The organism is Acinetobacter sp. UBA801 (assembly GCA_002296655.1).
Classification (GTDB): domain Bacteria; phylum Pseudomonadota; class Gammaproteobacteria; order Pseudomonadales; family Moraxellaceae; genus Acinetobacter.
Genome location: DBIN01000050.1, coordinates 1 through 25,338, shown reverse-complemented (window position 1 = coordinate 25,338; position 25,338 = coordinate 1). Strand labels below are relative to the sequence as shown.

Here is a 25,338-nt window from a genome sequence, read left to right as displayed (position 1 = left end):
TAGGCTGCATTAACCAATATGCTCAAAATGAATGGTACAGCCCATTAATAAATGCATAAGTTCAATCTGCGAGTTGCATTGGGTTTTTTCATAAATATTTTTAAAATAAGTGCGCACCGAACTGAGCGTAACTCCACAATGTTCAGCGATTTCTTCTAACTTACAACCATTCAACAACAACTCACACAGCTCAAACTCACGTTTAGACAATTGATAAGCTTGCTGCAAATAGGCTTTTGACAAGGCGTAGAGTTGATGTTTATCGGTCAGAAATACCGCTATTTGATGTTGTCCTGCATCTTGATGCTGCATATTTTTTAATTTAGAAAAAGGCACGATAGTCAGCATTAATTCTCGTCCTTTCGCATCTGACAAAGCCAATACACCGCCTACATCTGCATTCAATGCAGACTGTCCTAATAAGGCTGAATTTAATAATTGATCTAAACGACTTTGATCATAAGCATGGGTTTTTAAATGATTATACAAATCCAAATCTAAACATGAATCGTGTTCAATCATGCTTTGAGCTAAAGGGTTTGAATAAGTTAAACTCAGCTGATGATCAAGTAAAATTACACCTGTTTTTAAATGATCGAGCACACTATACAAACTTAAATTTTCTTGTTTAACCAAACTAAACTGACGATGGATTTGTAAAGCACGGCGCAAATGCACCCCCAATTGCTTTAAAAAATCCAACTCTTTTTGTTGATACGGCGCTGCATCAGGCGCACGGTGTAACCCTAAAACCGCCCAGCGATGTGATCCTTGATCAAGCAAAACAGCGGATATATAACTGATTCCCGTTGGATTCAAACAGCGTTCATAAAAGATATATTCATCACTTTCAGGGTTTTCCCCATAATGCGATAAATCCGAGCTCGCTACTTGCCCCACACCCGAATTTTCCCACAATACTCGGTGTAACTGCATGTCAATCACGCGAATCCGCTCATCACGATAGGCATGCAAAGCTTCATCTGGAATATTGTGACTAAATAAAAAATCGTAACTTGGGCTAAATTGGTCTAAAGCAGTAAAAATAGCGGTTTTACTATCTGTATATTGAACAATATTTTCAATTACTTGCGGCCATAAACTCACATCTACAGCGGCATCATAAATACTGCCTATAATTTCGTGTTCTTGGTTATCCATTTTTAACCCCTTAATGCCTACTCCAGCCTGCATTGCATTTATTTAATCATTTGTTTTTCTTATTGTTCTAAATAGAATAATGAGTTTTATTCACAAAGAAAAGTAGTTTAGATACATATCACACATTTAATGTGTAAATAGAAATTAGTTGGGCAATTTTGCTTTTTCATGTGCATAATTTCCAACTTACAAAAAAACCTGCACCATAAAAAAACCCCGTATAAAAATACGAGGTTTTTTTTAACTTTATGGAAGATGATGGATTACATCATGCCGCCCATACCACCCATGCCGCCCATGTCAGGCATTGCTGGTTTTTCTTCTGGGATTTCAGTAATCATACATTCAGTTGTCAACATTAAGCCCGCAACAGAAGCCGCATGTTCAAGTGCAGAACGAGTTACTTTTGCAGGGTCAAGAATACCCATTTCCAGCATGTCGCCATATTCACCAGTCGCAGCATTATAACCATAGTTACCTTCACCGTTCTTCACAGCATTGATTACTACAGATGGCTCATCACCAGCATTGGCTACGATTTGACGAAGCGGAGCTTCGATTGCACGACGAAGAATGTTGATACCTACGTTTTGGTCATCGTTAGCACCAGTCAGACCATCAAGTGCAGATGCAGCACGCACCAGTGCAACACCACCACCTGCAACAACACCTTCTTCAACCGCAGCGCGAGTTGCGTGAAGCGCATCATCTACACGGTCTTTCTTCTCTTTCATCTCAACTTCAGTTGCAGCACCAATTTTGATGACTGCTACACCGCCTGCTAATTTAGCAACACGTTCTTGAAGTTTTTCTTTGTCATATTCAGAAGTAGATTCTTCAATTTGCGCACGGATTTGCTGAACACGCTCAGAAATCTGATTTGCATCACCAGCACCATCCACAATCACGGTGTTTTCTTTAGAGACTGTTACTTTGTGCGCACTACCCAAGTGCTCTAGAGAAGTTTGCTCCAAAGACATACCAATTTCTTCAGAAATAACCGTACCGCCTGTCAAAATTGCAATATCTTGAAGCATTGCTTTACGACGATCACCAAAACCAGGCGCTTTCACCGCACATACTTTAATGATGCCGCGCATGTTGTTCACAACAAGCGTTGCAAGCGCTTCGCCTTCAACATCTTCAGCGATGATCAGAAGAGGCTTACCTGTTTTTGCAACCGCTTCTAGTACAGTAATGAGTTCACGAATGTTGCTGATTTTTTTATCAACAAGAAGAATGAACGGATTTTCAAGTTCTGCAGTCAAAGTATCTTGTTTGTTAGCGAAGTATGGCGAGATATAACCACGGTCAAACTGCATACCTTCTACAACGTCAAGCGAGTCTTCAAAGCTTGAACCTTCTTCAACGGTAATCACGCCTTCTTTGCCCACGCGCTCCATTGCTTCTGCAATTAACTTACCCACAGTCGTGTCAGAGTTTGCAGAAATAGAACCGACTTGCTCAATCGCTTTCGTGTCAGATGCTGGTTTAGCAGTGGCTTTAATGTGTTCAACTACTGCTTTAACAGCAAGGTCAATCCCGCGTTTCAAATCCATTGGGTTCATGCCCGCAGTCACAGATTTGATGCCTTCATTTAAAATGGCTTGTGCAAGTACTGTTGCAGTGGTCGTACCGTCACCTGCGATGTCATTGGTTTTACTCGATACTTCACGAACCAATTGCGCACCCATGTTTTCAAATTTGTCTTTCAGGGTAATTTCTTTCGCAACAGATACACCATCTTTAGTGATGTGCGGTGCACCGAAAGAACGGTCAATCACCACGTTACGACCTTTAGGGCCTAAAGTTACTTTAACTGCGTCTGCAAGTACGTTTACACCTGCAATCATTTTTGTGCGAGCTGAATCACCAAATTTTACGTCTTTAGCTGACATGTTTAACTCCAAATATTTTTAAATAATGTTCAAATTTGCTTTGAATATGAGTTCTGAACTTAGCCTTCAAGTACTGCTAAAATATCAGACTCTTTCATAATTAGAAGTTCTTCACCGTCTACTTTAACTGTGGTGCCTGCATAAGTACCAAACAAGACTTTGTCGCCCACTTTGACATCTAAAGCGCGCACGCCATTGTCTGTGATTTGACCATTCCCTACTGCAATCACTTCACCTTGCGCTGGTTTTTCTGCAGCAGAACCTGGAAGCAAAATACCGCCAGCTGTTTTTGTTTCTTCTTCAACACGACGAATTACTACGCGGTCATGTAATGGACGAATGTTGCTCATAAATAACTCCATCAGACTAGGTCAATGTGTAGATTCTTGATGACGACTTATTTATTCCTTTGGTCATCATCAAAATAAATTTTAGATGACACTGTTGTGGGGATGGAAAAAAACGCTTCAAGGGGAAAAGCTAAAAATATTTGAGTTTTTGTTGTTTTTTTAAACAATTTGGCTAGTTCGATGTTTTATTCTGCATTTTTTTGCCACAATACAAATTGCTTTTGTGCGGTATCAAAAATGTAATGCTGCACATCACCATTGTTATACAATACATTCAAGCTATTCGGCATACCCTGATGCAAACGATACGAAATTGCAGTACCCGCATGAATATCAAGCACAGGATGCGCTGCACCTAACGCATAAATTTGATTTAAGTCATACACTGCAGGTTGATGTAAATGTCCATGCAGCAAGGCATATAAACCATTTTTGCTCCACTGTTCTAAGGCAATTCGCCCTAACACTGGGCAATCTTTAATGCCGTGACGATCATCTGGAGCTGTATAAAATGGTTGATGCGCCACCAAAATTTTGAACTTATTGCTTGGCGCGGCTTGCAGAAAAGCATCAACCGCCTGAATTTGATTCAAAGAAATATGCCCACGGGTGTGAAAACGTCGCCTGATACTATTTATTCCAATCACATAAAAATGGTCGATTTCCAAAATTGTTTCCATACGTCCAAAAAACAGTTGATACCGTGCAAATGGGCTAAAAAAACGATTCCAAAGATGATATAGCGGAATATCATGATTACCTGGCACAACCAAATACGGCAAATTCAAACTGTCTAAAAAATGCTTACAGGCATAAAACTGTGCATAGCGTGCACGTTGGGTTAAATCACCACTTACCACTACAGCTTCAGGACGCATACTTTCACACAGCTGTTGAATTGCCTGCATACACGCTACATTTTCAGTGCCAAAGTGCAAATCAGACAGATGCAGCAGCATGCGGCACCTTAATTTTTAATGCATTTTTTAATACAGAAATACGTAGTGGCGGGCGCATTTTAACAATTTCTCCATCAAGCGCCACGGTCAGTTGTAGACATTTACTATGAATGACCACATGCTCTGCTGCAAAACTGTAAATATCATTGGCTTGCTCAGCCTTCCCCTGAATAAATTGCCACAGAATTTTAAATAAAGTCAATTTATCAGACTTTGTCACTGCAACACCAGCAACTTTCCCCGCTGCAGCCGCTTTGGCAATGTGTAAATTCATTTCAGACAGTTGCAATTGATTATTACCAAAGAAAATGAGTGGGGTTTTCAGTGGATAGCGCTTTGTATCGAACTCTAACTCTAGTTTTAATTCTTTACGGTCACGCAGTAATACATCTAAAGCCGAGGTGTAGGCATGTAAAGGCAAACGCCCTAAATATTGGTTATAACGCTCACGTTTTTGGATAAATAAAGGGTACAAACCTAAACTAGCATTGTTTAAATAAATATGTTGATTGATTTGTGCCACATGCACAGCGCGCGTCGTGCCTGTGCCAATAACCTGTGCAGCTTCAATTAAATCTAGAGGAATATTCAATAAACGCGCCACGTAATTAAACGTGCCTAAAGGTAAAATGCCCATCGGAATGCGAGTGCCTTTCAGTTTAGCTGCCACTGCGTTTAAAGTACCATCACCACCTGCCGCAACCACAACACCACTTAAATGCGCTGCTTCATGCCGCGCTAACACCTGTTGCATCAGTTGATCAAAGTTTCCGATTTCACCCATTTCAAACAATTGAATTTCAAAACCATGCTGTGACAAAATATGCAACAATTCTTCATAGACACCTTCTTGGTGTGTTGAATGAAATCCTGATTTTTGATTATAAATAAGAGATAAAGGCTGTAAAGTTATCGACATTTTCTTCAATCATTTTAAAGCTTTTGCTCTATCTTTAACCAATTAATGCTAAATGAAAAGCGGCTTTATGTAAAAATCGAATAATGAACATTCATTAAATCAATAATCACTCCTTAAAGAATTAAACACATAAACAACTGTTTAAATTAAAAATAATTAAAATAAATAATGCCCATAATTTTTCAAAATAATAATAAGTGGAGCACGTAAAAATTGTAAGCCTATGTTTCATATATATTATTCATAATTTATATGGTGTTGTTCACACAAAGCTAAATCAAGCCTATGTCTTATTTTTTATATCTTTTTGTGCTTTAATACAGCCACTTTTTTTCATATTTCATCTGAACTATGTACCCATTGTTCAGATTGTACTTTGTACACAACTTGTACACATTTAAGATAGGCCTCACCATGACCCAAGTGAACGCACCAGAATTCGTTCGTCACCCTAAGCTTATTGCATGGGTTGAAGAAATTGCAAAGTTAACGAAACCAGCAAAAATTGAATGGTGTGACGGTAGCGCAGAAGAATATCAACGTCTAATCGACTTGATGATCGCTAACGGCACCATGCAAGCATTAAACCAAGAAAAACACCCTGGTTCGTACCTTGCAAATTCTGATCCTTCTGACGTTGCTCGTGTTGAAGACCGTACTTACATCTGCTCTGAAAACAAAGAAGATGCTGGTGCGACGAACAACTGGGAAGCGCCAGCTGAAATGCGCGCTAAATTAAACGGTTTATTCGACGGCTCAATGGCTGGTCGTACCATGTATGTGGTTCCATTCTCTATGGGCCCACTCGGTAGCCACATTGCGCACATCGGTATTGAATTAACTGACTCTCCTTATGTTGCTGTCAGCATGTCTAAAATGGCTCGTATGGGTAAAGCTGTTTATGACGTATTGGGCACAGATGGCGAATTTATTCCTTGCGTACACACTGTGGGCGCGCCTTTGGCTGAAGGCGAGAAAGACGTTGCTTGGCCATGTAACAAAGAAAAATACATCGTACATTATCCAGAAACTCGTGAAATCTGGTCGTATGGTTCTGGTTACGGCGGTAACGCATTATTGGGTAAAAAATGCTTAGCGCTTCGTATTGCTTCTGCAATGGGCCGTGAACAAGGCTGGTTAGCAGAACACATGCTTATTTTAGGCGTGACCAATCCACAAGGTGAAAAACACTACATCGCAGCAGCATTCCCTTCTGCATGTGGTAAAACCAACTTTGCGATGTTAATTCCACCTACAGGTTATGAAGGCTGGAAAATTGAAACTGTAGGTGACGATATTGCTTGGATCAAGCCAGGTGAAGATGGTCGCTTATATGCCATTAACCCTGAAGCAGGTTTCTTCGGTGTTGCTCCTGGTACAAACACTAAGACCAACCCGAACTGTATGGCAACTCTTCACAAAGACGTGATCTACACCAACGTTGCCGTAACTGACAATGGCGAAGTATGGTGGGAAGGTCTATCTAAAGAAGTTCCTGCAAATTTAACCAACTGGAAAGGTCAACCACACACTGGCGCAGAAAAAGCAGCGCATCCAAATGCGCGCTTTACTGTTTCAGCAGGTCAATGTCCTTCTATTGATGCTGACTGGGAAAATCCAGCAGGTGTTCCAATTTCAGCATTCATCTTCGGTGGTCGTCGTGCAGACACAGTGCCTCTAATTTCTGAAGCATTTGACTGGGTAGATGGCGTATATAAAGCAGCAACTATGGGTTCTGAAACCACTGCTGCAGCAGTTGGTCAACAAGGTATTGTACGTCGTGACCCATTTGCAATGCTGCCATTTGCTGGCTACAACATGGCAGACTACTTCTCTCACTGGTTAGAAATGGGTGAGCAAGTTGGCGAAAAAGCAAAAGCTGCAGGTAACAAATTACCAGGCATCTACAACGTAAACTGGTTCCGTCGTGACGCAGAAGGCAACTTCGTATGGCCTGGTTTTGGTCAAAACATGCGTGTACTTGAGTGGATCATTGATCGTTGCGAAGGTCGTGCAGAAGCTGTTGAAACTCCAATTGGTTTTGTTCCAACGTATGAGCAATTGAACTGGACTGGTTTAGATTTCTCTAAAGAGCAATTTGAAACTGTTACAGCGCAAGACAAAGAACAATGGATCAAAGAGTTAGAAAGTCACACTGAGTTATTCAACAAACTTGGTGAGCGCTTACCTGCTGCATTGAAAGCACGTCAAGCTGCTTTACTTGAAGCGGTTAAATCTGCGTAATTCAACGCCGATTAGCAAGAAAAGGTCACTTCGGTGACCTTTTTATTGCCCTGATATTTTAGGTGTTAAAGCATCGAAATCAGCTCTTCAACAATCCCACCTGATGTGTAAATACTAAATAATACGAAGATTCAAGCTAAAAACATGACATCACAGGCACACGCTCATCAACCCCAAATATAGACAGCCAGCTACACCGCCAACAAAGCCATGCTTTGTCCTATCAGCTATGGCATACTTACAACAAGAATGAAATGACATCAAAACCTGGGACATGATCATGAATAAAACCATGAAGAATACAATGATTATTTTCGCTATGACGGGACTTGGGTTGGGTTTATCCGCTTGTCAAAGTTTGCCAGAGCAAAATGAGAAAAGTTTTGTCGGCTATAAAGTCGAAAGCAAAACCGATCGTACCGCAGTATTAGCCTACACACTTGCAGGACGTCAAAACCAGCAGCGCGATGAAAGTAAATTACAGCGTGCTTGCCAAGAAGAACTTGGTTCACATAAAACTTATCAATTGCATATTTTAAGTATTAATGAAGTTGTGAATCCTGCAGCAAACCAAAAAGACCCGTATGGTCGCCAACTTGGACAAAGCCGTACATCTATTGGCTTATCAAACACACCTGAACTGCATAGCACTGAAAACTATGCTACACGTCAGGCCTTAGATGCTCGTCCAAGCTCACTGCGCATTGTGCGTTATAGCTGTAATTAATTCGTATCACAAAACTTACCTCCTATAAGACGTGATGATTTATCGCGTCTTATAAAAACTCACATTACGGAACTCTTTGGCTTCATCCAAATCTGGCCATGTGGTCGCGCTGCGTTCATCTATTTTTATATATTGTGGATGACTAAAGTTTTTCACTCGGCTATCTGCCACCCAAACCTCTGGAGCAAACTTTAAGAACTCATCTAAAAAAAAGCGATTGCATTGATCATAAAGCACATCGGCAGCTAGCAAAACATCCACTTGTTCTGCTTTGTATAGATCATCTAAATATTCAAGCACCACATTATTCAATTCAGCATTGGCACGACAGGCTGCAAGGCTGATAGAATCAATATCACAGCAAATTACCCGTTTAGCACCTGCCATTTTTGCAGCAATCGCCACCACGCCTGAACCTGCACCAAAGTCTAAAACGACTTTATCTTTAACTTGCTGCGGTTCTGCCAATAACCATTGCGCCATTGCAAGTCCTGAAGCCCAACAGAAAATCCAGTAAGGTGTATCATTCCAAATACGACGAATGACTTCATCATCCAACTTGTCAGTCGGAAATACGGGTGGAATAAGCCATAGCGAAATAGGCGTTTCAGGCAATTGCTGTGCAAGTAATTCACAATTTGGAATCACATCATGCAAAGCATCTAAGAGATGTTCAGGGGCTTTAGCAAAATGAAAGGTACAGCTCATTGGATTTTATTCGTTGTGATTTAAAAAATTCCCTTCCCTTCTTTAAGGAGAGGTAGGGAGAGGATTATTCTAACGCCTCATTCCAAGCTTCTCGCAAAGGGAGAAGGAGCATCCATTATTTTAGTAATGAATTTTCCCTCTCCAGAGCAAAATTTAAAGCACTGCTTTTAAATTGAAGCGCAAAAGAGGGAGATCGGGCTTAACCTAACGCTTTCTCAGCCGCTTCAACTGTTTGACGAATCAACGTTGTAATCGTCATTGGGCCAACACCACCTGGTACAGGCGTATAGGCAGAAGCTATATCTTCAATGCCTTGCAATTGGATATCACCAACACCACCGCCATCACGTGGATGGAAGCCTGCATCAACAACCACAGCACCTTGTTTAATCCAGTCTTTTTGAATCAATTCTGCTTTACCTACCGCACCTACAATAATGTCGGCCTGTTTTACAAAGTCTGCCAAGTTTTGTGTACGTGAATGGCAAGTTGTTACCGTTGCATTGGCTTCAAGCAGCATCGCAGCCATTGGCTTACCTAAAATTGCTGAACGCCCCACAACAACAGCATGTTTGCCTGCGATTTCAATGTTGTTTTCTTTTAGGATGGTCATAATGCCTGCTGGTGTTGCAGAACCATAAGCAGCCTCACCCATCGCCATGCGTCCATAACCAAGGCAAGTCACACCGTCTACATCTTTTTCAAGCGAAATTGCATCAAAGCAAGCACGCTCATCAATTTGTGCAGGAACTGGGTGTTGCAACAAAATACCATGCACATCAGGATTTGCATTCAACTTTTCAATTTCTGCCAAAAGTTGTTCTGTGGTGGTTTCTGTTGGCAATTCTACTTTTAAAGAATCCATGCCCACACGACGGCAAGCATTACCCTTCATGCGTACATAAGTTGCAGATGCACCGTCATCACCGACCAAAATAGTCGCTAGAATTGGGGTACGACCTGATTTTGCTTTTAACGCTTCTACTCGTGTTAACAGATCAGCTTCAATTTGTTTTGCCAATGCACGACCATCTAAAATTAATGCCACGGCACATCTCCAAATGTTGATATGAATCAATTTTGCAAATAATACATGATTATTTAGGCTATTTTATTCTATATGCCGAATTAATGTGCATCTGCTCATTTAATAGTATTGTTTTTTTTTCAGAGCTTGCTAATATACGCATCAACAAGACGCGGCGGGGTGGCAGAGTGGTCATGCAGCGGACTGCAACTCCGTGGACGCCGGTTCGATTCCGACCTCCGCCTCCAATCTTGTAAAACTATGCCCGAGTGGTGAAATCGGTAGACACAGGGGATTTAAAATCCCCCGCCCTCAAAGCGTGCCAGTTCGAGTCTGGCCTCGGGCACCATTTTAAAACAGATTAAAATGGTGCAAATAAAGAACCCGGCATATCGCTGGTTTTTTTATGCCTAAATTTTAGGTTTTCCTTTCTTCATTCAATATTCAATGATGCCTCTATGAACCCAAAACAAGCGCTTCTTGATTTGCAGCAATTGCAACAACAATACCCTGCTGCATTTAAAAGAAATATTTTGTTTTATGGTTTTATTCAAAGCAAAGGTATGTTGGATGATTGGAAAGAAATGATTCCTTGGGTCTTGGCCTGCCTGATTTTTATTCCTATTTCAATCAGTCTGGCACACGGCATTCAAAACCTTGCACCTCAGTACGACGCCTTTCAAGCCAAAGCATTAGCAATTATAATCATCATGCTTGGTTTTATGCTGCTTCTGCCTTATGTGCTATATCAAATTAAACACAGTTCCGCATCATGGTATCAACTGCAACAACACGCCACTGTGAAAATAGCAGTATTGATTCTGCTACAAGCATTAAATTTGGCCTATGTTCAGAATGCAATTCTGCAAGGGATTTTATTCTTTTTCTGAATTAGTTTTGGTTTTGTACGTTTTTATAAAGAGAATATGTTTCGTGACCACATTAGCCTTGAACAAAAATATTGCTTGACGCAATTTCGCCGTGTTGCATATTGGTCATATCGTCAGGCTGCCAAAATTCAATATCGGATGTATTTTACTAATAAAAACAGTTCTCGTTTTACCCAATTAAATCAGCAATATCAACATGCAATGGAATTACACCAACAACTTATGCAGGCTGAGCATAATTTATGTAAAAGCATTAAATACATAGATTTAGACAGTTATATTCAAGAGAAACTCGATTAAAATTTCACTCCAAACATCAGAAACCTCATCAAAAAAATTAAAACCGAGCAACTTAAGCTCGGTTTTCTGTAAACATCACACCAATTTTTAGGCGGTTTTAGCAACTTCAATGATTGGTTTTAAGTGCACATCGTAGGTCATTTGATGACTACGTGTTGAATCTATTTTGTATTCACGTACCTTCACCGTATCTACAAACTTCCAATCGGCAACTACTTGATCATGATCGAAAGTCACTGTTAAATAACCGCGTTGATTTAGGTTGCAATAATCCAGCTCATCTATCAGCAATTTGAAGGCATTCTCTAACTCTACCATTTCCGCTGCAGGCACATTTAAGTAATATTCAATGCCTGGCGATGATACCGAACTGGTCGCGAACTCAACCCCAACCTCATGATTTGTTGCATGTGTATACAAGCTTGCAGCCCAAGCATTATGGGTATCACCTGCCAATACCACTGCTTTTTTCCCAAGCTGTTGCAATGTCCCATACACTACTTCACGTTCATAGGCATAACCATCCCAAGCATCAAGGTTATAAGGTGCAACTGCATTCAAACGCGCTTCATCCATTGCTGTCAAAGTTGGATCATTCGCTTTTAAACGCATTTTCAGCGTGACAAATTCCTCAATTTTCTGCTTCATTTGAGCAAGTGTTTCAGGTCGTTGATCACCATTGGTAATTTGCCCTAAAAGCAATAACAATTCTTGTGGAATCAGCATTTTCGCCATCAACACTTGTTGGCCCAACACATTCCATTTGGCAGTGGACTGCATCAATTGTGCTTGTAACCATTGCAGTTGTTTTACGCCCAATAAACTACGGCTATTGCTGCTTAAATCTGCCATAAATCGGGCAACATCCATACCTGTTGCCGTCATATAATCTGCATAATCTAATTGCTTATGGCGTGCCAAAATACGAGTATCCAGCATCATCAAATTGACCAAACCACCAAAATCAAATTGACGATAAATATTTAAGTGATCATTTTCTGCAACTGGACGAATCGGCATCCATTCAAAATAGGCTTTCAAGGCTGCAATCTGGCGCTCTATAAAGCTACCTTCACATTCTTGATGATTATCTGCGCCCGCTTCCCAAGTATCATTACTGAGTTCATGGTCATCCCAAATGACAATAAATGGATAACGTTGGTGTGCGACTTGCAAATCTGCATCGCTACGATATAAAGCATAGCGTTTACGATAATCATCTAATTCGATAATTTCTTTATCATTGTCTGCAGCAAAGGTACGCCCTAACTGTTTTGCATCATCAGTTGCGTACCCACCTTGTCCATATTCATAAATGTAATCCCCCAAGTGAATAATCACATCCAGATTGTTTTCCTGTGCCATTTCTTTGTAGACATGGAAATAACCTGCAGGGTAGTTTGAGCAAGAGCAAACTGCAAATTTCACCCGATCACTGCGTTGAGGTAAAGTTTTGGTTTGACCTACGGGCGATATCACACCGCCAAAACGGAAACGGTAATAATATTTAGTACCTGCCTGCAAACGATCTGCATCGACCTTTACAGTAAAATCTTGCGCAGCTGTAGTAAGGACTTTGCCTGAGGCGGCGAGTTGCTTAAAGTCCTGATCTACTGAAATCTCCCACATCATGCAAAAACTGCACTTTTAGTGTACTTCCTGCTGTGTTTTCATTGTCATCTCGACATGCAGTCAACGCCACAGGTAATGATAGTGCCCCAAACCCCGCTAAACCTTTTTGAATCAGTTCACGACGATTTAAACGAATGCTCATAAATTTTCCTTTTATTTTTCTAAAGCAAACAACATAAAGAATCATGATGTCGCTTTAATCTCCAAATGATGACGGATTAATGACAAATCGAAAAAATGAGCTAAATAGAGATGTCTATAATGGCTAATGAATTGAATTGATTGAAAAGAAAGCAATTGTAAATAAATTTACTTGCCAAGATTTATTTCGTCCTCTATTATTGCGCACATGCCCGAGTGGTGAAATCGGTAGACACAGGGGATTTAAAATCCCCCGCCCTCAAAGCGTGCCAGTTCGAGTCTGGCCTCGGGCACCATTTGAATGAAATCATTCAAATGGTGCAAATAAAGAACTCCAGCATTACGCTGGTTTTTTTATGCCTAAAAAATATAATATTGAAAACAATAATATTTATGTGCCGATGATTTGCAATGTTTCTACAACGCTTTATCTTCTCTTTCAAGTGGATGACCTGTTTATGCTGCTTGCTCAGTTTTGCAAGCCAGGCACAAAATCCCAGCCTTGAGTCAGCAACCGAGTCCGTAAGCCCAATTGAAACTGATGCAGAATTTTATGATATTTTTGCGGGAACAGTGCAATATAAAAAGCAAGAGTTACAACTACGTCGTTGCAGCTTAGGCAACGATTTATATTTATTAGATTTCCAAAATCCTGAAGATAAAAAGCAACTCAAAACTTTGCTGCAACAAAATACAAAGTTTTGGGTGAATTTAATTGCAAAGCCGAGTGAACACAATGGGCAATACACGCTGAATGTACGGGAAATTGCAGAACTACATACACAACAAAGTTGCCATTTGAATGATGTTTTAGATGATTTATTGAATCACCCATAAATTAAAGATACAAGAGAGTGATCAATCACCACTCTCGCGTTGCAATTAACGCTTCCATTTCAATCTCGAAATAGCCTTGATCTTGCAACACCATCATCATCGCCTCAGCAATATAATCTGCTGCGGTATCGTCCAAATCTGAATCCAGATCTTCAAATTGTGGTTTCATTTTATTGATGGCTTGCACGGTCTGATCGGCAAAATGATAAATATCCGCTTCAGATAAATTGGATTTGGACACGTGTTTTGCAAACTGTTGAATCAGTTGTTTTAACTCAGCAACTAAAATATCAGGATAAAACTCATCATCAAACATAGGGAGAAGTAAATCTGCAAACATACAGGCACTCAAAAATACAGATATTTAAGCGTGCTTATATAGCATAAGCAGGACTTTAATTCTAGCTTCGCCTCAAATCTACAAACAGCGCTTAATTTGCTAATTGCATTGCTTGCCAAACTTTAATAGCATCAGACATGGCTTTCACATCATGCGCACGCACCATACAAGCACCTTGCTGAATACTGAGTAAATGCGCTGCCACAGAAGCAACTGCACGCTGTGTTGGCTCTGCCCCACCCAAAGCTTCACCAATAAAGCGTTTACGGGACAATGCTGACAAAATTGGATACCCCATACCATTAAGTTGATGCAACTCATTTAACAGTTTCAGATTCTGCTGTGCATTTTTCGCAAAACCAAAACCTGGATCAATCATGATATTTTCAGGCTTGACCCCTACCGCCAAAGCATCGGCGACACGTTGCTGCAACTCTGCAATCACATCTGCAGTGACATCATCATATTGATCTAAATTGTTCATGGTGGTTGGTTCACCGCGCATGTGCATAATAACCACAGGGATATTTAAATCTGCGGCTGTTTGCAACGCATTTGGTCGGGTCAGCGCACGTACATCATTCCAGATATGTGCCCCTGCAGCTACCGCAGCACGAATCACTTCTGGTTGTGACGTATCAATGGAAAGTACCACATCATAAGCAGATAAGACTTCTACCACAGGCACCACACGACGCATTTCTTCTTCCACACCGACTGGACTTGCCCCCGGACGTGTAGACTCACCACCAATATCAATCACGGTTGCACCTTCGGTCATCATTTCCAACGCACGCGCCACAGCAGCATCTTTTTCATTATGTCGCCCACCATCACTAAACGAGTCTGGTGTCACATTTAGAATTCCCATCACATGCGGCTGAGACAAGTCTAAACTCAAACGCCCACATTGCAATATGCGTTTTGGTAATGGCATTAGCTGCATGCTTGTCTTCCTTTTAATTTGAAATGCTTATTTTAACAAGGCTAATTTTGAAGATGCTGAATTCTTTTCAGTGGGCTTCAACATTGCCAATATTCGTGTCACAACTGCACGTAAACTACACAAATAAAAAAGAGCCTTTATATAAAGACTCTTTTTTGAATCATGTTAGCTGACTAGCTCGCTGGTAATGGCGGCGGTGTGCTAGGACCATCAGTTGGCGTCACATCAATCACAGGATTGTCTGCAATATATACCTTAGGTGGCTGTGGCTCACGACCTTCCATGATGTCACGGATTTGGTCACGATCAATGGTTTCCCATTCCAACAATGCTTTTACCATTGCGTGGGCAATGTCTTGGTTATTTTCCAAAATATCGCGGGCTACTTTATATTGCTCATCAATAATACGACGAACTTCAGCATCTACCTGTTGTTGGGTTGCTTCAGAAATCGTACGGCTACCTAAACTACCCATGAATGATTGTTGAGTATCATCTTCGTAGACCATCACACCTAACTTTTCAGACATACCGTATTTGGTCACCATCGCACGCGCCAATTTAGTCGCACGCTCAAAGTCATTCGATGCGCCTGTCGACATTTGGTTGATAAAGACCTCTTCCGCAATACGACCACCAAATAAAATGGACAAGTCATTTAGCATTTTGTCTTTATAATGGCTAGTTTGGTCATGCTCAGGCAGTTGCCATGTCACACCCAATGCCCAACCACGTGGCATAATCGTCACTTTATGAACAGGGTCTGTACCTGGCAACATTTCAGCAACAATCGCATGGCCTGCTTCATGGTAAGCCGTTGCACGACGTTCTTCTTCACGCAGCACCATCGACTTACGTTCAGGGCCCATATACAACTTGTCTTTAGCATCTTCAAAGTCGTGCATATCCACCGTGTTTTTATTACGACGGGCAGCAAACAATGCAGCTTCATTCACAAGGTTCGCCAATTGCGCACCTGAGAAACCAGGTGTACCACGTGCCAGGACTTTGACATCTACCCCTGTAACAGAAGGCAATTTCTTCAAGTGAACATTTAGAATTTGCTCACGACCTTTAATGTCTGGCAAGCCAACCATGACTTGACGGTCAAAACGACCTGGACGCAATAAAGCTTTATCCAGTACATCGGCACGGTTTGTCGCAGCGATGACAATAATACCTTCATTGCCTTCAAAACCGTCCATTTCAACAAGCATTTGGTTAAGTGTTTGCTCACGTTCATCATGTCCACCACCTGTACCTGAACCACGGTGACGCCCCACCGCATCAATCTCATCAATAAAGATGATACATGGTGCATGACGTTTAGCTTGCTCGAACATATCACGGACACGAGAAGCACCAACACCCACGAACATTTCAACGAAGTCAGAACCAGAAATACTGAAAAATGGCACCTTAGCTTCACCTGCAATGGCTTTGGCCAATAAGGTTTTACCTGTACCCGGTGGACCCACCATCAACACACCTTTAGGAATAGTTGCACCTAAACGTTTGAATTTAGCTGGGTCTTTTAAGAAATCTACAATTTCAACCACTTCTTGTTTTGCTTCGTCACAACCCGCAACATCGGCAAATGTGACTTTAATTTGGTCTTCAGACAACATTTTGGCTTTAGACTTACCAAAGCTCATCGGGCCGTTTTTACCACCTGCACCGCCACCCATGTTGCGCATAAAGAACATGAATAACAAAATGATTAAAAGTACAGGGAAACTTGCGATCAATAGTTGCATTAACAAACCTTGACGTTGAGGTGCAGTACCTTCAACTACAACGTTGTTTTTAATCAGATTCGACATCAGTTCAGGATCTTGAACTGCTGGACGAATGCTTTCAAAGGACGTGCCGTTGACTTTTTCGCCACTAATTCTTTCGCCATCAATTGTGACTTGCTTAATTTGACCAGCATTCACCGCTGCAACGAACTCTGAGTAGTTCATTGCAGTTGGCTTTTCACTGTTATTGATGTTGCTGAAAATTAGAATCAGCACACCAAGTATAATCAGCCACAATACGGCATTCTTGAAGAGATCGCTCAAAGCTTTATTCCCATATCAATCTAATTTGATCATGCCCGTTACTGGGTGACCTTTCATTCAAAAAGCTGAACATCAGCTAGACAATTCATTAAAAACGTACAAAATGCACAATTTTTAGCGGCTTGGCAAGTAAACTTTATTTAGACGCGTTTTTACGCCCTTGTCCAATAAGGAATACTTCTTTGGAACGCGCACGTGAAGCAGCAGGTTTTGCTGTCTTTAAAACATCAAAACTGTCCACGACTTGTTTACGAAATTCGTCAAATCCAGAACCTTGGAACACTTTGACCACAAACTGACCATTGGGTCCCAATACGCGGTTGGCAAAATCAAGAGCCAACTCACATAAGTAAATTTGACGCGGTTGATCTACAGCTTTATTACCTGATGTATTGGGGGCCATATCGGAAATTACAACATCTACCGTGCGTCCGTTTAAAATATTTAACAATTTTTCGAACACTTCTTCTTCGCGGAAGTCACCTTGTAAAAAGGTCACATCTGGTAGTGCGTCCATTTCTAAAATATCGGAAGCGATCACCAAACCTTTGTCACCGACAAGTTTCCCTGCGATTTGCGACCAACTACCCGGTGCTGCACCTAAGTCCACCACCGTCATGCCTGGTTTGATCAGTTTATATTTTTCTTGAATCTCAAGTAGTTTGTAAGCAGCACGTGCACGATACCCTTCTTTTTGCGCTCTTTTCACAAAGGGATCATCTAGGTGCTCTCTCATCCACGCGCGACTACTTTTGGATAACTTTTGGTTGGTAATCCGTGTTGCCATAACTCTCTTAGTAACGAATAGCCATCTAAATTGCGATTGTACGTGAAAATTAGCAAGCTTGCAGTAGACATCTGTATCTAAATGCCAATAACTGACAAGTTTTTTCTATTAAATCCATCGCTTATTTCTGTACCGGGACCTAAAAAAATACTCATCACCGTTAGATAAACCTAAGCAAATGTTCAATTTTGATATTTTTGCACTGCTCCACGTTCGCGGATTATTTGCATAGAATTTACAGCGTTTCAAATTGGCTTTTGTTATACTAAGCCGTTTTTAAAATTAGGTTATCTTTATGGCGGCTCTCTCTATTCAGGAACGCAAGCGTTTACGTCAAATTGGTCATGCACTTAACCCTGTAGTGATGGTTGGCGGTCAAGGTTTGACTGAAAATGTAATTGAAGAAACCAACCGTGCTTTAAACGATCACGAATTGATAAAAGTCAAAATTGGTGGTGAAGACCGTGAAGTACGTGCAGCTGTAATTACTGAAATTGCTGCAGCAACAGGTTCTGAAGTGGTACAAACGATTGGTAAAATTGCTTTGCTTTATAAAAAAGCAGCAAAACAAAATGCCAAGTTGTCAAATTTAGTTCGTCACGCCCATTTGTCTAACTAAGTTTATATGGCAAGTTACGAACTCAGCGCCTTTGATCGTCAGTGTCAAGCGATTTCTTTGGTCGGTGCAATTGAGCAACAAAGTCCGTTTAGCTTAAATGTAGGTTACTGGCTGCGTGATCCTAATCAATGGGTCGAATGGCCTGCATTGGTGACTTCACATCCACGTCAGGACTTTTTGTGGGAACAGACCTGCTTTGAAATTTTCATTGGCGTTCAGGGCGAAGATTTTTATCGCGAAGTCAATCTCTCCCCTTCTCAAGCTTGGCAGGCGTATGCCTTTGAAGAATATCGTTATCCTGAGCAAATTCCACCTATGGCCGCTTATGATATTGAGTTGAATCAGTTGAAACGCACGCATTACGGTTTAAATGTCAGTTTGGATTTAACCGAATTTATGCTGAAACATAAACTGAAATGGACAGATTTGTTTATTGGGCTCACTGCTGTGCTCAAAACCAGTCAGGGTGAACAGTTTTATGCCATGCAACACAGCAGTCCTGCCGCCGATTTTCACAATAAGCGAGATTGGCTACATCAGTTTTAACTGTGATTAATAATAGTTTAGATTGAAAGAATTAATTTTTGGTTTGAGCAAAAAATTTGAATAAAAAAAAGTGAGGCGTATGACCTCACTTTTTTTATGGCTGAATCAGCAACAGTTTAAACTATATTATGCTTGATCAGTTTCTTCATTTTTTTCAGTTTTTGATGGATTTACTTTTTTCCACGCTTCTAATGTGTGCTCTTTAGAACGCTTAAAAGTTTCAGCCAATTGATCTTTGTGTTTCACTGAAATGCTACTGACATCTTCTTTCAACTCTTTACCAAGTTTAGAAAGGTCTTCAATGATTGCACTAAATTCAGTTTTCACAAAGTCTTTTAATTCACCCAAATCTTTAGGTGAACTGCCAAATTGTGCCTTTAAAGCTTCAATTTTTTGCAACACATCTTGCTTTAACTGACCCAATTGTTCTTGCACGCTAGCATTGAGTTGTTTGGCTTCGGTTTGCAGTTTTTCTTGCGTTTCCGCAACCACATCAAGCACCTGCTCTTTAGCATCATGCGTTACATTTTCAAGCTTTTCAGCACTTTCATGTACCGCATCTTTGATTGCGTTTTTGTCAAATACTGATTTTTTTTGTTCAGTCATTTTGCTTCACCCAAGGTCGTTGTTGTTTATAATTTAAGCATAAGGCAATTTAGACTAAAATGGTTTTTGGATTGTCTAACAATCATAGATTGATTACATTTGGACTACACGCGAAACATAAACTTAGCAAAAAAGCAAGTCTTTTAACTTACATATTCGTCAGATTCGCAATGGACTTTTAATGAGTGCGTGCGTATAATGCAATGTTAAGTTCAAGCGAGCAGACATGGGAGGGTAGGTTTAAACATTGACCTTCCTTTTTTTTCGTCTACTCGCTTTTTTACAGCCCTATTTTTGTGGTTTTAGTTCAGGAGCTTTGGTTTGAGCACCCCCGCCATTTTAGCCCTCGCCGACGGTACAATCTTTAAAGGTACGTCTATCGGTGCAACGGGAAGCACGACTGGTGAAGTCGTTTTTAACACTGCCATGACTGGCTATCAAGAAATTTTAACCGACCCGAGTTATGCACAACAAATTGTGACTTTAACTTACCCACATATTGGGAACACTGGTTGCAATGATGAAGATGTTGAGTCAGGTCGAATTCATAACGTATGGGCAAACGGTTTAATTATCCGTGACTTGCCTTTATTACACAGTAACTTCCGTTCTACTCAATCATTAGGTGAATACTTACAACAACACAATGTTGTTGCAATTGCCGATATTGACACCCGTAAATTGACCCGTATTTTACGTTCCAAAGGTGCGCAAAACGGTTGTATTCTTGCTGGTGAAAATATCACTGAAGAAGAAGCAATTGCGAAAGCACGTGCATTTGGCGGCTTAAACGGCTTAGATCTTGCAAAAGTATGCTGTGACCCTGAAGGTTTTGAATGGACTGAGGGCTCATGGGAACTTGGCAGAGGCTTTACTCAACCTGAACTTAAATATCATGTGGTTGCATACGATTACGGTGTCAAAACCAACATCCTGCGTATGCTCGCAGACCGCGGTTGCAAATTAACCGTTGTCCCTGCACAAACCCCTGCTGCTGACGTACTTGCACTGAACCCAGATGGCATTTTCTTGTCAAATGGTCCTGGCGACCCTGCTGCATGTGACTACGCAATTGAAGCTGTAAAAACAATTGTAGAAACCACGAATACCCCTGTATTTGGTATCTGCTTAGGTCACCAAATTCTTGCACTTGCATCTGGTGCAAAAACAATGAAAATGTCGCACGGTCACCACGGCGCAAACCATCCTGTACAGAATTTAGATACTGGTACAGTGATGATTACTTCTCAGAACCACGGCTTCGCGGTAGATGAAAACACCTTACCAAGCAATGTACGTTCAACGCATCGTTCATTGTTCGATGGCACAAACCAAGGTATTCATCGTACAGACAAGCCTGCATTTAGCTTCCAAGGTCACCCAGAAGCAAGTCCAGGTCCACATGACTGCGCACCATTGTTCGATCATTTCATCGATCTTATTGAAGCCGCTAAGAAGTAATTAAGGAGCGAAATAATGCCTAAACGTACGGATATTAAAAGCATCTTAATTATTGGTGCTGGTCCTATTGTTATTGGTCAGGCTTGTGAGTTTGACTATTCTGGTGCTCAAGCATGTAAAGCGCTGCGTGAAGAAGGTTACCGCGTTATTTTGGTAAACTCGAACCCTGCGACCATCATGACTGACCCTGCAATGGCAGATGCAACCTATATCGAGCCAATCACTTGGCAGACTGTTGCAGCAATCATTGAAAAAGAACGTCCAGATGCAGTACTTCCGACTATGGGCGGTCAAACTGCGTTGAACTGTGCGCTTGCATTAGATGCCAACGGTATTTTAGCCAAATACAATGTTGAATTGATTGGTGCAACCAAAGACGCGATTGAAAAAGCTGAAGACCGTAAACTGTTTGATCAAGCAATGCGCAAAATTGGTCTTGAGTGCCCGAAAGCAGCGATTGCTGAATCTATGGAAGAAGCACTTGAGATTCAATCTCGCTTTGGCTTCCCTGTGATTATTCGTCCATCATTCACGATGGGTGGTTCTGGTGGCGGTATCGCATACAACAAAGAAGAATTCCTTGAAATTTGTGAACGCGGTTTCGATCTTTCCCCAACCAAACAGTTATTGATTGATGAATCACTCATTGGTTGGAAAGAATATGAGATGGAAGTTGTACGTGACAAAAACGACAACTGTATCATCGTATGCTCAATTGAAAACTTTGATCCAATGGGCGTGCACACAGGTGACTCAATTACCGTTGCTCCTGCGCAAACCTTGACAGACAAAGAATACCAATTGATGCGTAATGCATCTTTAGCAGTACTGCGTGAAATTGGTGTAGAAACTGGTGGTTCTAACGTACAGTTCGGTATTTGCCCGAATACTGGCCGTATGGTTGTGATTGAGATGAACCCGCGTGTATCACGTTCATCTGCACTGGCTTCTAAAGCAACTGGTTTCCCAATTGCAAAAGTTGCAGCAAAATTGGCTGTAGGCTACACCCTTGATGAATTGAAAAATGACATCACGGGTGGTACAACACCTGCATCATTTGAACCTGCAATTGACTACGTTGTAACTAAAGTTCCACGTTTCAACTTTGAAAAGTTCCCTCAAGCTGACGCGACTTTAACCACGCAGATGAAATCTGTAGGTGAAGTCATGGCAATTGGCCGTAATTTCCAAGAGTCTGTAAATAAAGCCCTTCGCGGTTTAGAAACTGGTGCTTGTGGTTTTGACGAACAAATTGAAGTGGGTGCTGAAGGCGCACGCGACAAGATTTTAGTTGAATTAAAAGTTCCAGGCCCTGAGCGTATTTGGTACGTGGCTGACGCTTTCCGTCACGGCTTTAGCTTGGACGAAGTTTTTGAAGCGACCAAAATTGACCGCTGGTTCTTGATTCAAATTCAAGACATCGTTAACACTGAAAACGAAATCAAAACTTTAGGTTTTGGTGATCTAAACGCTGACAACATTCGCTCGTTCAAACGTAAAGGTTTATCTGACCTACGTATTGCGAACTTGATGGGCATTTCACAAAAGCAATTCCGTAAACACCGTTGGAACTTGGGCGTAACCCCAGTTTACAAACGCGTGGATACCTGTGCTGCAGAGTTTGAATCTGACACAGCATATATGTATTCAACTTACGATGAAGAGTGTGAATCAAACCCTTCAGCGAAAGACAAGATCATGGTGATTGGCGGTGGTCCAAACCGTATTGGTCAAGGTATTGAATTCGATTACTGCTGTGTACACGCTGCGCTTGCAATGCGTGAAGACGGTTACGAAACCATTATGGTGAACTGTAACCCTGAAACAGTATCTACCGATTACGATACTTCAGACCGTTTGTACTTCGAACCAATTACTTTAGAAGATGTACTTGAAATCGTACGTACTGAAAAGCCAAAAGGCATTATTGTGCAGTACGGTGGTCAAACTCCATTGAAATTGGCACGCGCTTTAGAAGAAGCAGGTGCGCCAATTATTGGTACATCACCAGATGCAATTGACCGCGCAGAAGACCGTGAGCGTTTCCAGCAAATGATTCAACGTCTGCAATTGCGTCAACCTAATAACAGCATTGTAAAATCTGCTGAAGAAGGTATCGCAGAAGCAGCGAAAGTAGGTTATCCGCTCGTTGTTCGTCCATCTTATGTATTGGGTGGTCGTGCAATGGAAATTGTGTATAACGAGGAAGAATTGAAACGCTACCTGCGTGATGCAGTTCAAGCGTCTAACGATGCACCTGTACTGTTAGACCGTTTCTTGGATGATGCGATTGAAGTTGATGTAGACTGCGTATCTGACGGTAAAAATGTGGTGATTGGCGGTATTATGCAGCACATCGAACAAGCAGGTATTCACTCTGGTGACTCGGCATGTTCAATTCCACCCTACTCATTGTCAGATGAAGTACAGGACGAAATGCGTCGTCAAACTGTTGCAATGGCAAAAGAGTTGGGCGTTATTGGTCTAATGAACGTACAGTTTGCAGTGAAAGGCAACGACGTTTATATCTTGGAAGTGAACCCACGTGCATCACGTACTGTTCCGTTCGTTTCTAAGTGTATTGGCGAATCATTGGCTAAAGTTGCAGCACGTTGTATGGCGGGTCAATCTTTAGAAGCTCAAGGCTTTACTAAAGAAATCATTCCGGAACACTTCTCTGTGAAAGAAGCTGTGTTCCCATTCAACAAATTCCCTGGTGTAGACCCAGTGCTTGGGCCTGAGATGAAATCTACAGGTGAAGTCATGGGCGTAGGCAAAACTTTTGGTGAAGCATTCTATAAAGCCGTGCTAGGCTCGAATGATCGCTTACCAGGAATTCCAACTGAAGGCGAAGTGAAACATGCATTCTTGTCTGTACGTGAGTCAGATAAACCGCATGTGGCGCGTATTGCAAAACAATTGGCTGATTTTGGCTTCAAACTTGTTGCAACGAGTGGCACTCATAAAGTCATCACCGATGCAGGTATTGAGTGTGAACGTGTGAATAAAGTGACTGAAGGTCGCCCGCACATTGTAGACCGCTTGAAAAATGGTGAGATTCACCTCATCATCAATACGTCTGAAGGTAAACAAGCTCAGCAAGATTCATTCTCAATCCGTCGTTCTGCATTACAAGGTAAAGTGTATTACACCACAACCTTGAATGGTGCAGATGCCGTTTGCCAAGCCTTAGCGATTAAATTACCAATGGATGTATATCGTTTGCAAGATTTAACATTAGGTTAATTCGTTACTGAGAAGTCCCGCCACCTTCTCGGTGGCGGGCTTTTTTCATTTATAGACTTTTATTTTTTATTACTGAGGGACAACTATGCAACGTTATCCTATGACTCCCGAAGGCAAACTTGCCCTAGAGAAAGAACTACACCAACTGAAAACTGTGGATCGTCCACGTATTACTGCAGCGATTGCAGAAGCACGTGAACATGGCGATTTAAAAGAAAATGCCGAATACCATGCCGCACGTGAACAGCAAGGTTTCTGCGAAGGCCGTATTCAAGACATCGAAGGTAAATTGGGCGCTTGCCAAGTGATTGATGTTAAAGAGTTGGAACAAAACGGACGTGTGGTTTTTGGTGTAACTGTGACCATTGAAAACCTAGAGACTGAAGAGCAAAAAACTTACAAAATTGTAGGTGATGATGAAGCTGATTTTAAAATCAATAAAATTTCAGTGAACTCGCCAATTGCACGCGGTTTGTTGGGTAAAAATGAAGGCGATGAAGCCAAAATTGTGACCCCGCAAGGCGAAGTGGAATACGAAATTGTGAATGTAGAATATCTTTAAGAATTAAAGATAACTGCACGCGATGCCCCTCTTTGAGGGGTTTTTTATTGTCTAAAAATCACAATGAATGATGTATGGATTATACTGCGACAAAAATTGTAAGCATCCGGCTAACACAGCCTTACCAAGCGATCCTATAAGCCTTAATTTAGTTCCCACCTAAAAACAAGTGGGGACTTAATCCATGAACATGGATATATATTCAGCAACACCTCCTGTTGCTAAAAAACGCAGAACATACAGCAAAGAATTCAAACTCAGTATTGTCAATGCCTGTAAAAATCCTAATACCTCGATCGCTTCGGTCGCACTGCAACATAGTATTAATGCCAACCTTGTCAGTCGTTGGATCAGGATCTTCAGCCATCA

23 protein-coding genes, 3 tRNA genes and 1 pseudogene are annotated in these 25,338 nt (G+C 41.3%); 14 read left to right on the top strand and 13 right to left on the bottom strand.

The annotated features are described in order from the left end of the window. Positions 1–9 precede the first annotated feature (9 nt). The 5 genes from B2W49_RS10300 to B2W49_RS10280 form a co-directional block, all read right to left on the bottom strand. Positions 10–1,161, bottom strand: coding sequence for a helix-turn-helix transcriptional regulator (locus tag B2W49_RS10300; protein ID WP_291340673.1), 1,152 nt, complete (start codon positions 1,159–1,161; stop codon positions 10–12). Between the two features lie 263 nt (positions 1,162–1,424). Further along, entirely contained in the window at positions 1,425–3,059 is a 1,635-nt protein-coding gene (gene groL / locus B2W49_RS10295; RefSeq protein WP_291340672.1) for a chaperonin GroEL, read from the bottom strand. Between the two features lie 59 nt (positions 3,060–3,118). Continuing rightward, entirely contained in the window at positions 3,119–3,409 is a 291-nt protein-coding gene (locus tag B2W49_RS10290; protein ID WP_004972131.1) for a co-chaperone GroES, read from the bottom strand. A gap of 185 nt (positions 3,410–3,594) precedes the next feature. After that, a complete protein-coding gene (locus B2W49_RS10285) occupies positions 3,595–4,368 on the bottom strand; it encodes a metallophosphoesterase family protein (protein ID WP_291340670.1) in 774 nt (257 codons plus the stop codon). Beyond that, positions 4,349–5,287 (bottom strand): diacylglycerol/lipid kinase family protein, encoded by a 939-nt coding sequence (locus tag B2W49_RS10280; protein ID WP_291340668.1) that lies wholly within the window; start codon positions 5,285–5,287, stop codon positions 4,349–4,351. Before B2W49_RS10280 ends, B2W49_RS10285 begins: the two co-directional genes overlap by 20 nt. A gap of 414 nt (positions 5,288–5,701) precedes the next feature. On the opposite strand from B2W49_RS10280, the gene B2W49_RS10275 reads away from it, so the two are divergent. Further along, on the top strand, positions 5,702–7,531 hold the full coding sequence (locus B2W49_RS10275; RefSeq protein WP_291340666.1) for a phosphoenolpyruvate carboxykinase (GTP): 1,830 nt from the start codon (positions 5,702–5,704) through the stop codon (positions 7,529–7,531). Between the two features lie 292 nt (positions 7,532–7,823). Then, positions 7,824–8,258, top strand: coding sequence for a hypothetical protein (locus tag B2W49_RS10270; protein WP_291340685.1), 435 nt, complete (start codon positions 7,824–7,826; stop codon positions 8,256–8,258). A gap of 39 nt (positions 8,259–8,297) precedes the next feature. On the opposite strand, the gene B2W49_RS10265 is transcribed toward B2W49_RS10270, so the two are convergent. Beyond that, a complete protein-coding gene (locus B2W49_RS10265; protein ID WP_291340664.1) occupies positions 8,298–8,966 on the bottom strand; it encodes a class I SAM-dependent methyltransferase in 669 nt (222 codons plus the stop codon). Between the two features lie 199 nt (positions 8,967–9,165). Continuing rightward, positions 9,166–10,014 (bottom strand): bifunctional methylenetetrahydrofolate dehydrogenase/methenyltetrahydrofolate cyclohydrolase FolD, encoded by an 849-nt coding sequence (folD, locus tag B2W49_RS10260; RefSeq protein ID WP_291340662.1) that lies wholly within the window; start codon positions 10,012–10,014, stop codon positions 9,166–9,168. A 153-nt stretch (positions 10,015–10,167) separates the two neighbouring features. Here folD and B2W49_RS10255 point away from each other — a divergent pair. The 4 genes from B2W49_RS10255 (at position 10,168) to B2W49_RS10240 (ending at position 11,183) form a co-directional block, all read left to right on the top strand. After that, positions 10,168–10,241: transfer RNA gene (locus B2W49_RS10255), tRNA-Cys, on the top strand. Between the two features lie 15 nt (positions 10,242–10,256). After that, positions 10,257–10,342 (top strand) — tRNA-Leu (locus B2W49_RS10250). Between the two features lie 109 nt (positions 10,343–10,451). Next, positions 10,452–10,883: a hypothetical protein gene (locus B2W49_RS10245; protein ID WP_291340661.1), complete on the top strand. Its 432-nt coding sequence runs from the start codon at positions 10,452–10,454 to the stop codon at positions 10,881–10,883. Positions 10,884–10,919: 36 nt separating this feature from the next. Further along, positions 10,920–11,183 carry a hypothetical protein gene (locus B2W49_RS10240; protein ID WP_291340659.1) on the top strand — a complete coding sequence of 88 codons (264 nt, stop codon included), beginning with the start codon at positions 10,920–10,922 and terminating at the stop codon, positions 11,181–11,183. An 87-nt stretch (positions 11,184–11,270) separates the two neighbouring features. Here B2W49_RS10240 and B2W49_RS10235 read toward each other — a convergent pair. Further along, a pseudogene (locus B2W49_RS10235) lies at positions 11,271–12,957 on the bottom strand (alkaline phosphatase D family protein). Between the two features lie 209 nt (positions 12,958–13,166). Between B2W49_RS10235 and B2W49_RS10230 the strand changes: the two are divergent. Next, a tRNA-Leu gene (locus B2W49_RS10230) sits at positions 13,167–13,252 on the top strand. Between the two features lie 115 nt (positions 13,253–13,367). After that, entirely contained in the window at positions 13,368–13,793 is a 426-nt protein-coding gene (locus B2W49_RS10225; RefSeq protein ID WP_291340657.1) for a hypothetical protein, read from the top strand. 25 nt (positions 13,794–13,818) lie between these two features. On the opposite strand, the gene B2W49_RS10220 is transcribed toward B2W49_RS10225, so the two are convergent. From B2W49_RS10220 to rlmE, 4 genes are all read right to left on the bottom strand, one after another. Continuing rightward, the gene (locus tag B2W49_RS10220; RefSeq protein ID WP_291340656.1) at positions 13,819–14,133 is read right to left on the bottom strand and encodes a DUF5713 family protein; all 315 of its coding nucleotides are present in this window, start codon (positions 14,131–14,133) and stop codon (positions 13,819–13,821) included. 91 nt (positions 14,134–14,224) lie between these two features. After that, on the bottom strand, positions 14,225–15,079 hold the full coding sequence (gene folP, locus B2W49_RS10215; protein WP_291340654.1) for a dihydropteroate synthase: 855 nt from the start codon (positions 15,077–15,079) through the stop codon (positions 14,225–14,227). Between the two features lie 173 nt (positions 15,080–15,252). Next, complete coding sequence (gene ftsH, locus B2W49_RS10210) at positions 15,253–17,142, bottom strand: ATP-dependent zinc metalloprotease FtsH (protein WP_291340652.1); 1,890 nt, start codon at positions 17,140–17,142, stop codon at positions 15,253–15,255. Positions 17,143–17,278: 136 nt separating this feature from the next. Continuing rightward, positions 17,279–17,929 carry a 23S rRNA (uridine(2552)-2'-O)-methyltransferase RlmE gene (rlmE, locus tag B2W49_RS10205; RefSeq protein ID WP_291340650.1) on the bottom strand — a complete coding sequence of 217 codons (651 nt, stop codon included), beginning with the start codon at positions 17,927–17,929 and terminating at the stop codon, positions 17,279–17,281. A gap of 295 nt (positions 17,930–18,224) precedes the next feature. Between rlmE and yhbY the strand changes: the two genes are divergently transcribed. Together yhbY and B2W49_RS10195 are read left to right on the top strand one after the other, a co-directional pair. Further along, positions 18,225–18,548, top strand: coding sequence for a ribosome assembly RNA-binding protein YhbY (yhbY, locus tag B2W49_RS10200; protein ID WP_004972158.1), 324 nt, complete (start codon positions 18,225–18,227; stop codon positions 18,546–18,548). 6 nt (positions 18,549–18,554) lie between these two features. Further along, a complete protein-coding gene (locus tag B2W49_RS10195; protein WP_291340648.1) occupies positions 18,555–19,094 on the top strand; it encodes a DOMON-like domain-containing protein in 540 nt (179 codons plus the stop codon). Between the two features lie 126 nt (positions 19,095–19,220). Here B2W49_RS10195 and B2W49_RS10190 read toward each other — a convergent pair whose 3' ends face one another. Beyond that, on the bottom strand, positions 19,221–19,700 hold the full coding sequence (locus B2W49_RS10190) for a hypothetical protein (protein WP_291340646.1): 480 nt from the start codon (positions 19,698–19,700) through the stop codon (positions 19,221–19,223). A gap of 321 nt (positions 19,701–20,021) precedes the next feature. Between B2W49_RS10190 and carA the strand changes: the two genes are divergently transcribed. The 4 genes from carA to B2W49_RS10170 all read left to right on the top strand — a co-directional run. Then, positions 20,022–21,161, top strand: coding sequence for a glutamine-hydrolyzing carbamoyl-phosphate synthase small subunit (carA, locus tag B2W49_RS10185; RefSeq protein WP_291340644.1), 1,140 nt, complete (start codon positions 20,022–20,024; stop codon positions 21,159–21,161). Positions 21,162–21,176: 15 nt separating this feature from the next. Next, positions 21,177–24,407 carry a carbamoyl-phosphate synthase large subunit gene (carB, locus tag B2W49_RS10180; protein WP_291340643.1) on the top strand — a complete coding sequence of 1,077 codons (3,231 nt, stop codon included), beginning with the start codon at positions 21,177–21,179 and terminating at the stop codon, positions 24,405–24,407. A gap of 85 nt (positions 24,408–24,492) precedes the next feature. Continuing rightward, positions 24,493–24,969 (top strand): transcription elongation factor GreA, encoded by a 477-nt coding sequence (greA, locus tag B2W49_RS10175; RefSeq protein ID WP_291340641.1) that lies wholly within the window; start codon positions 24,493–24,495, stop codon positions 24,967–24,969. Between the two features lie 184 nt (positions 24,970–25,153). Beyond that, the coding region (locus B2W49_RS10170; RefSeq protein WP_153560515.1) for a transposase at positions 25,154–25,338 on the top strand (185 nt) is incomplete at its 3' end.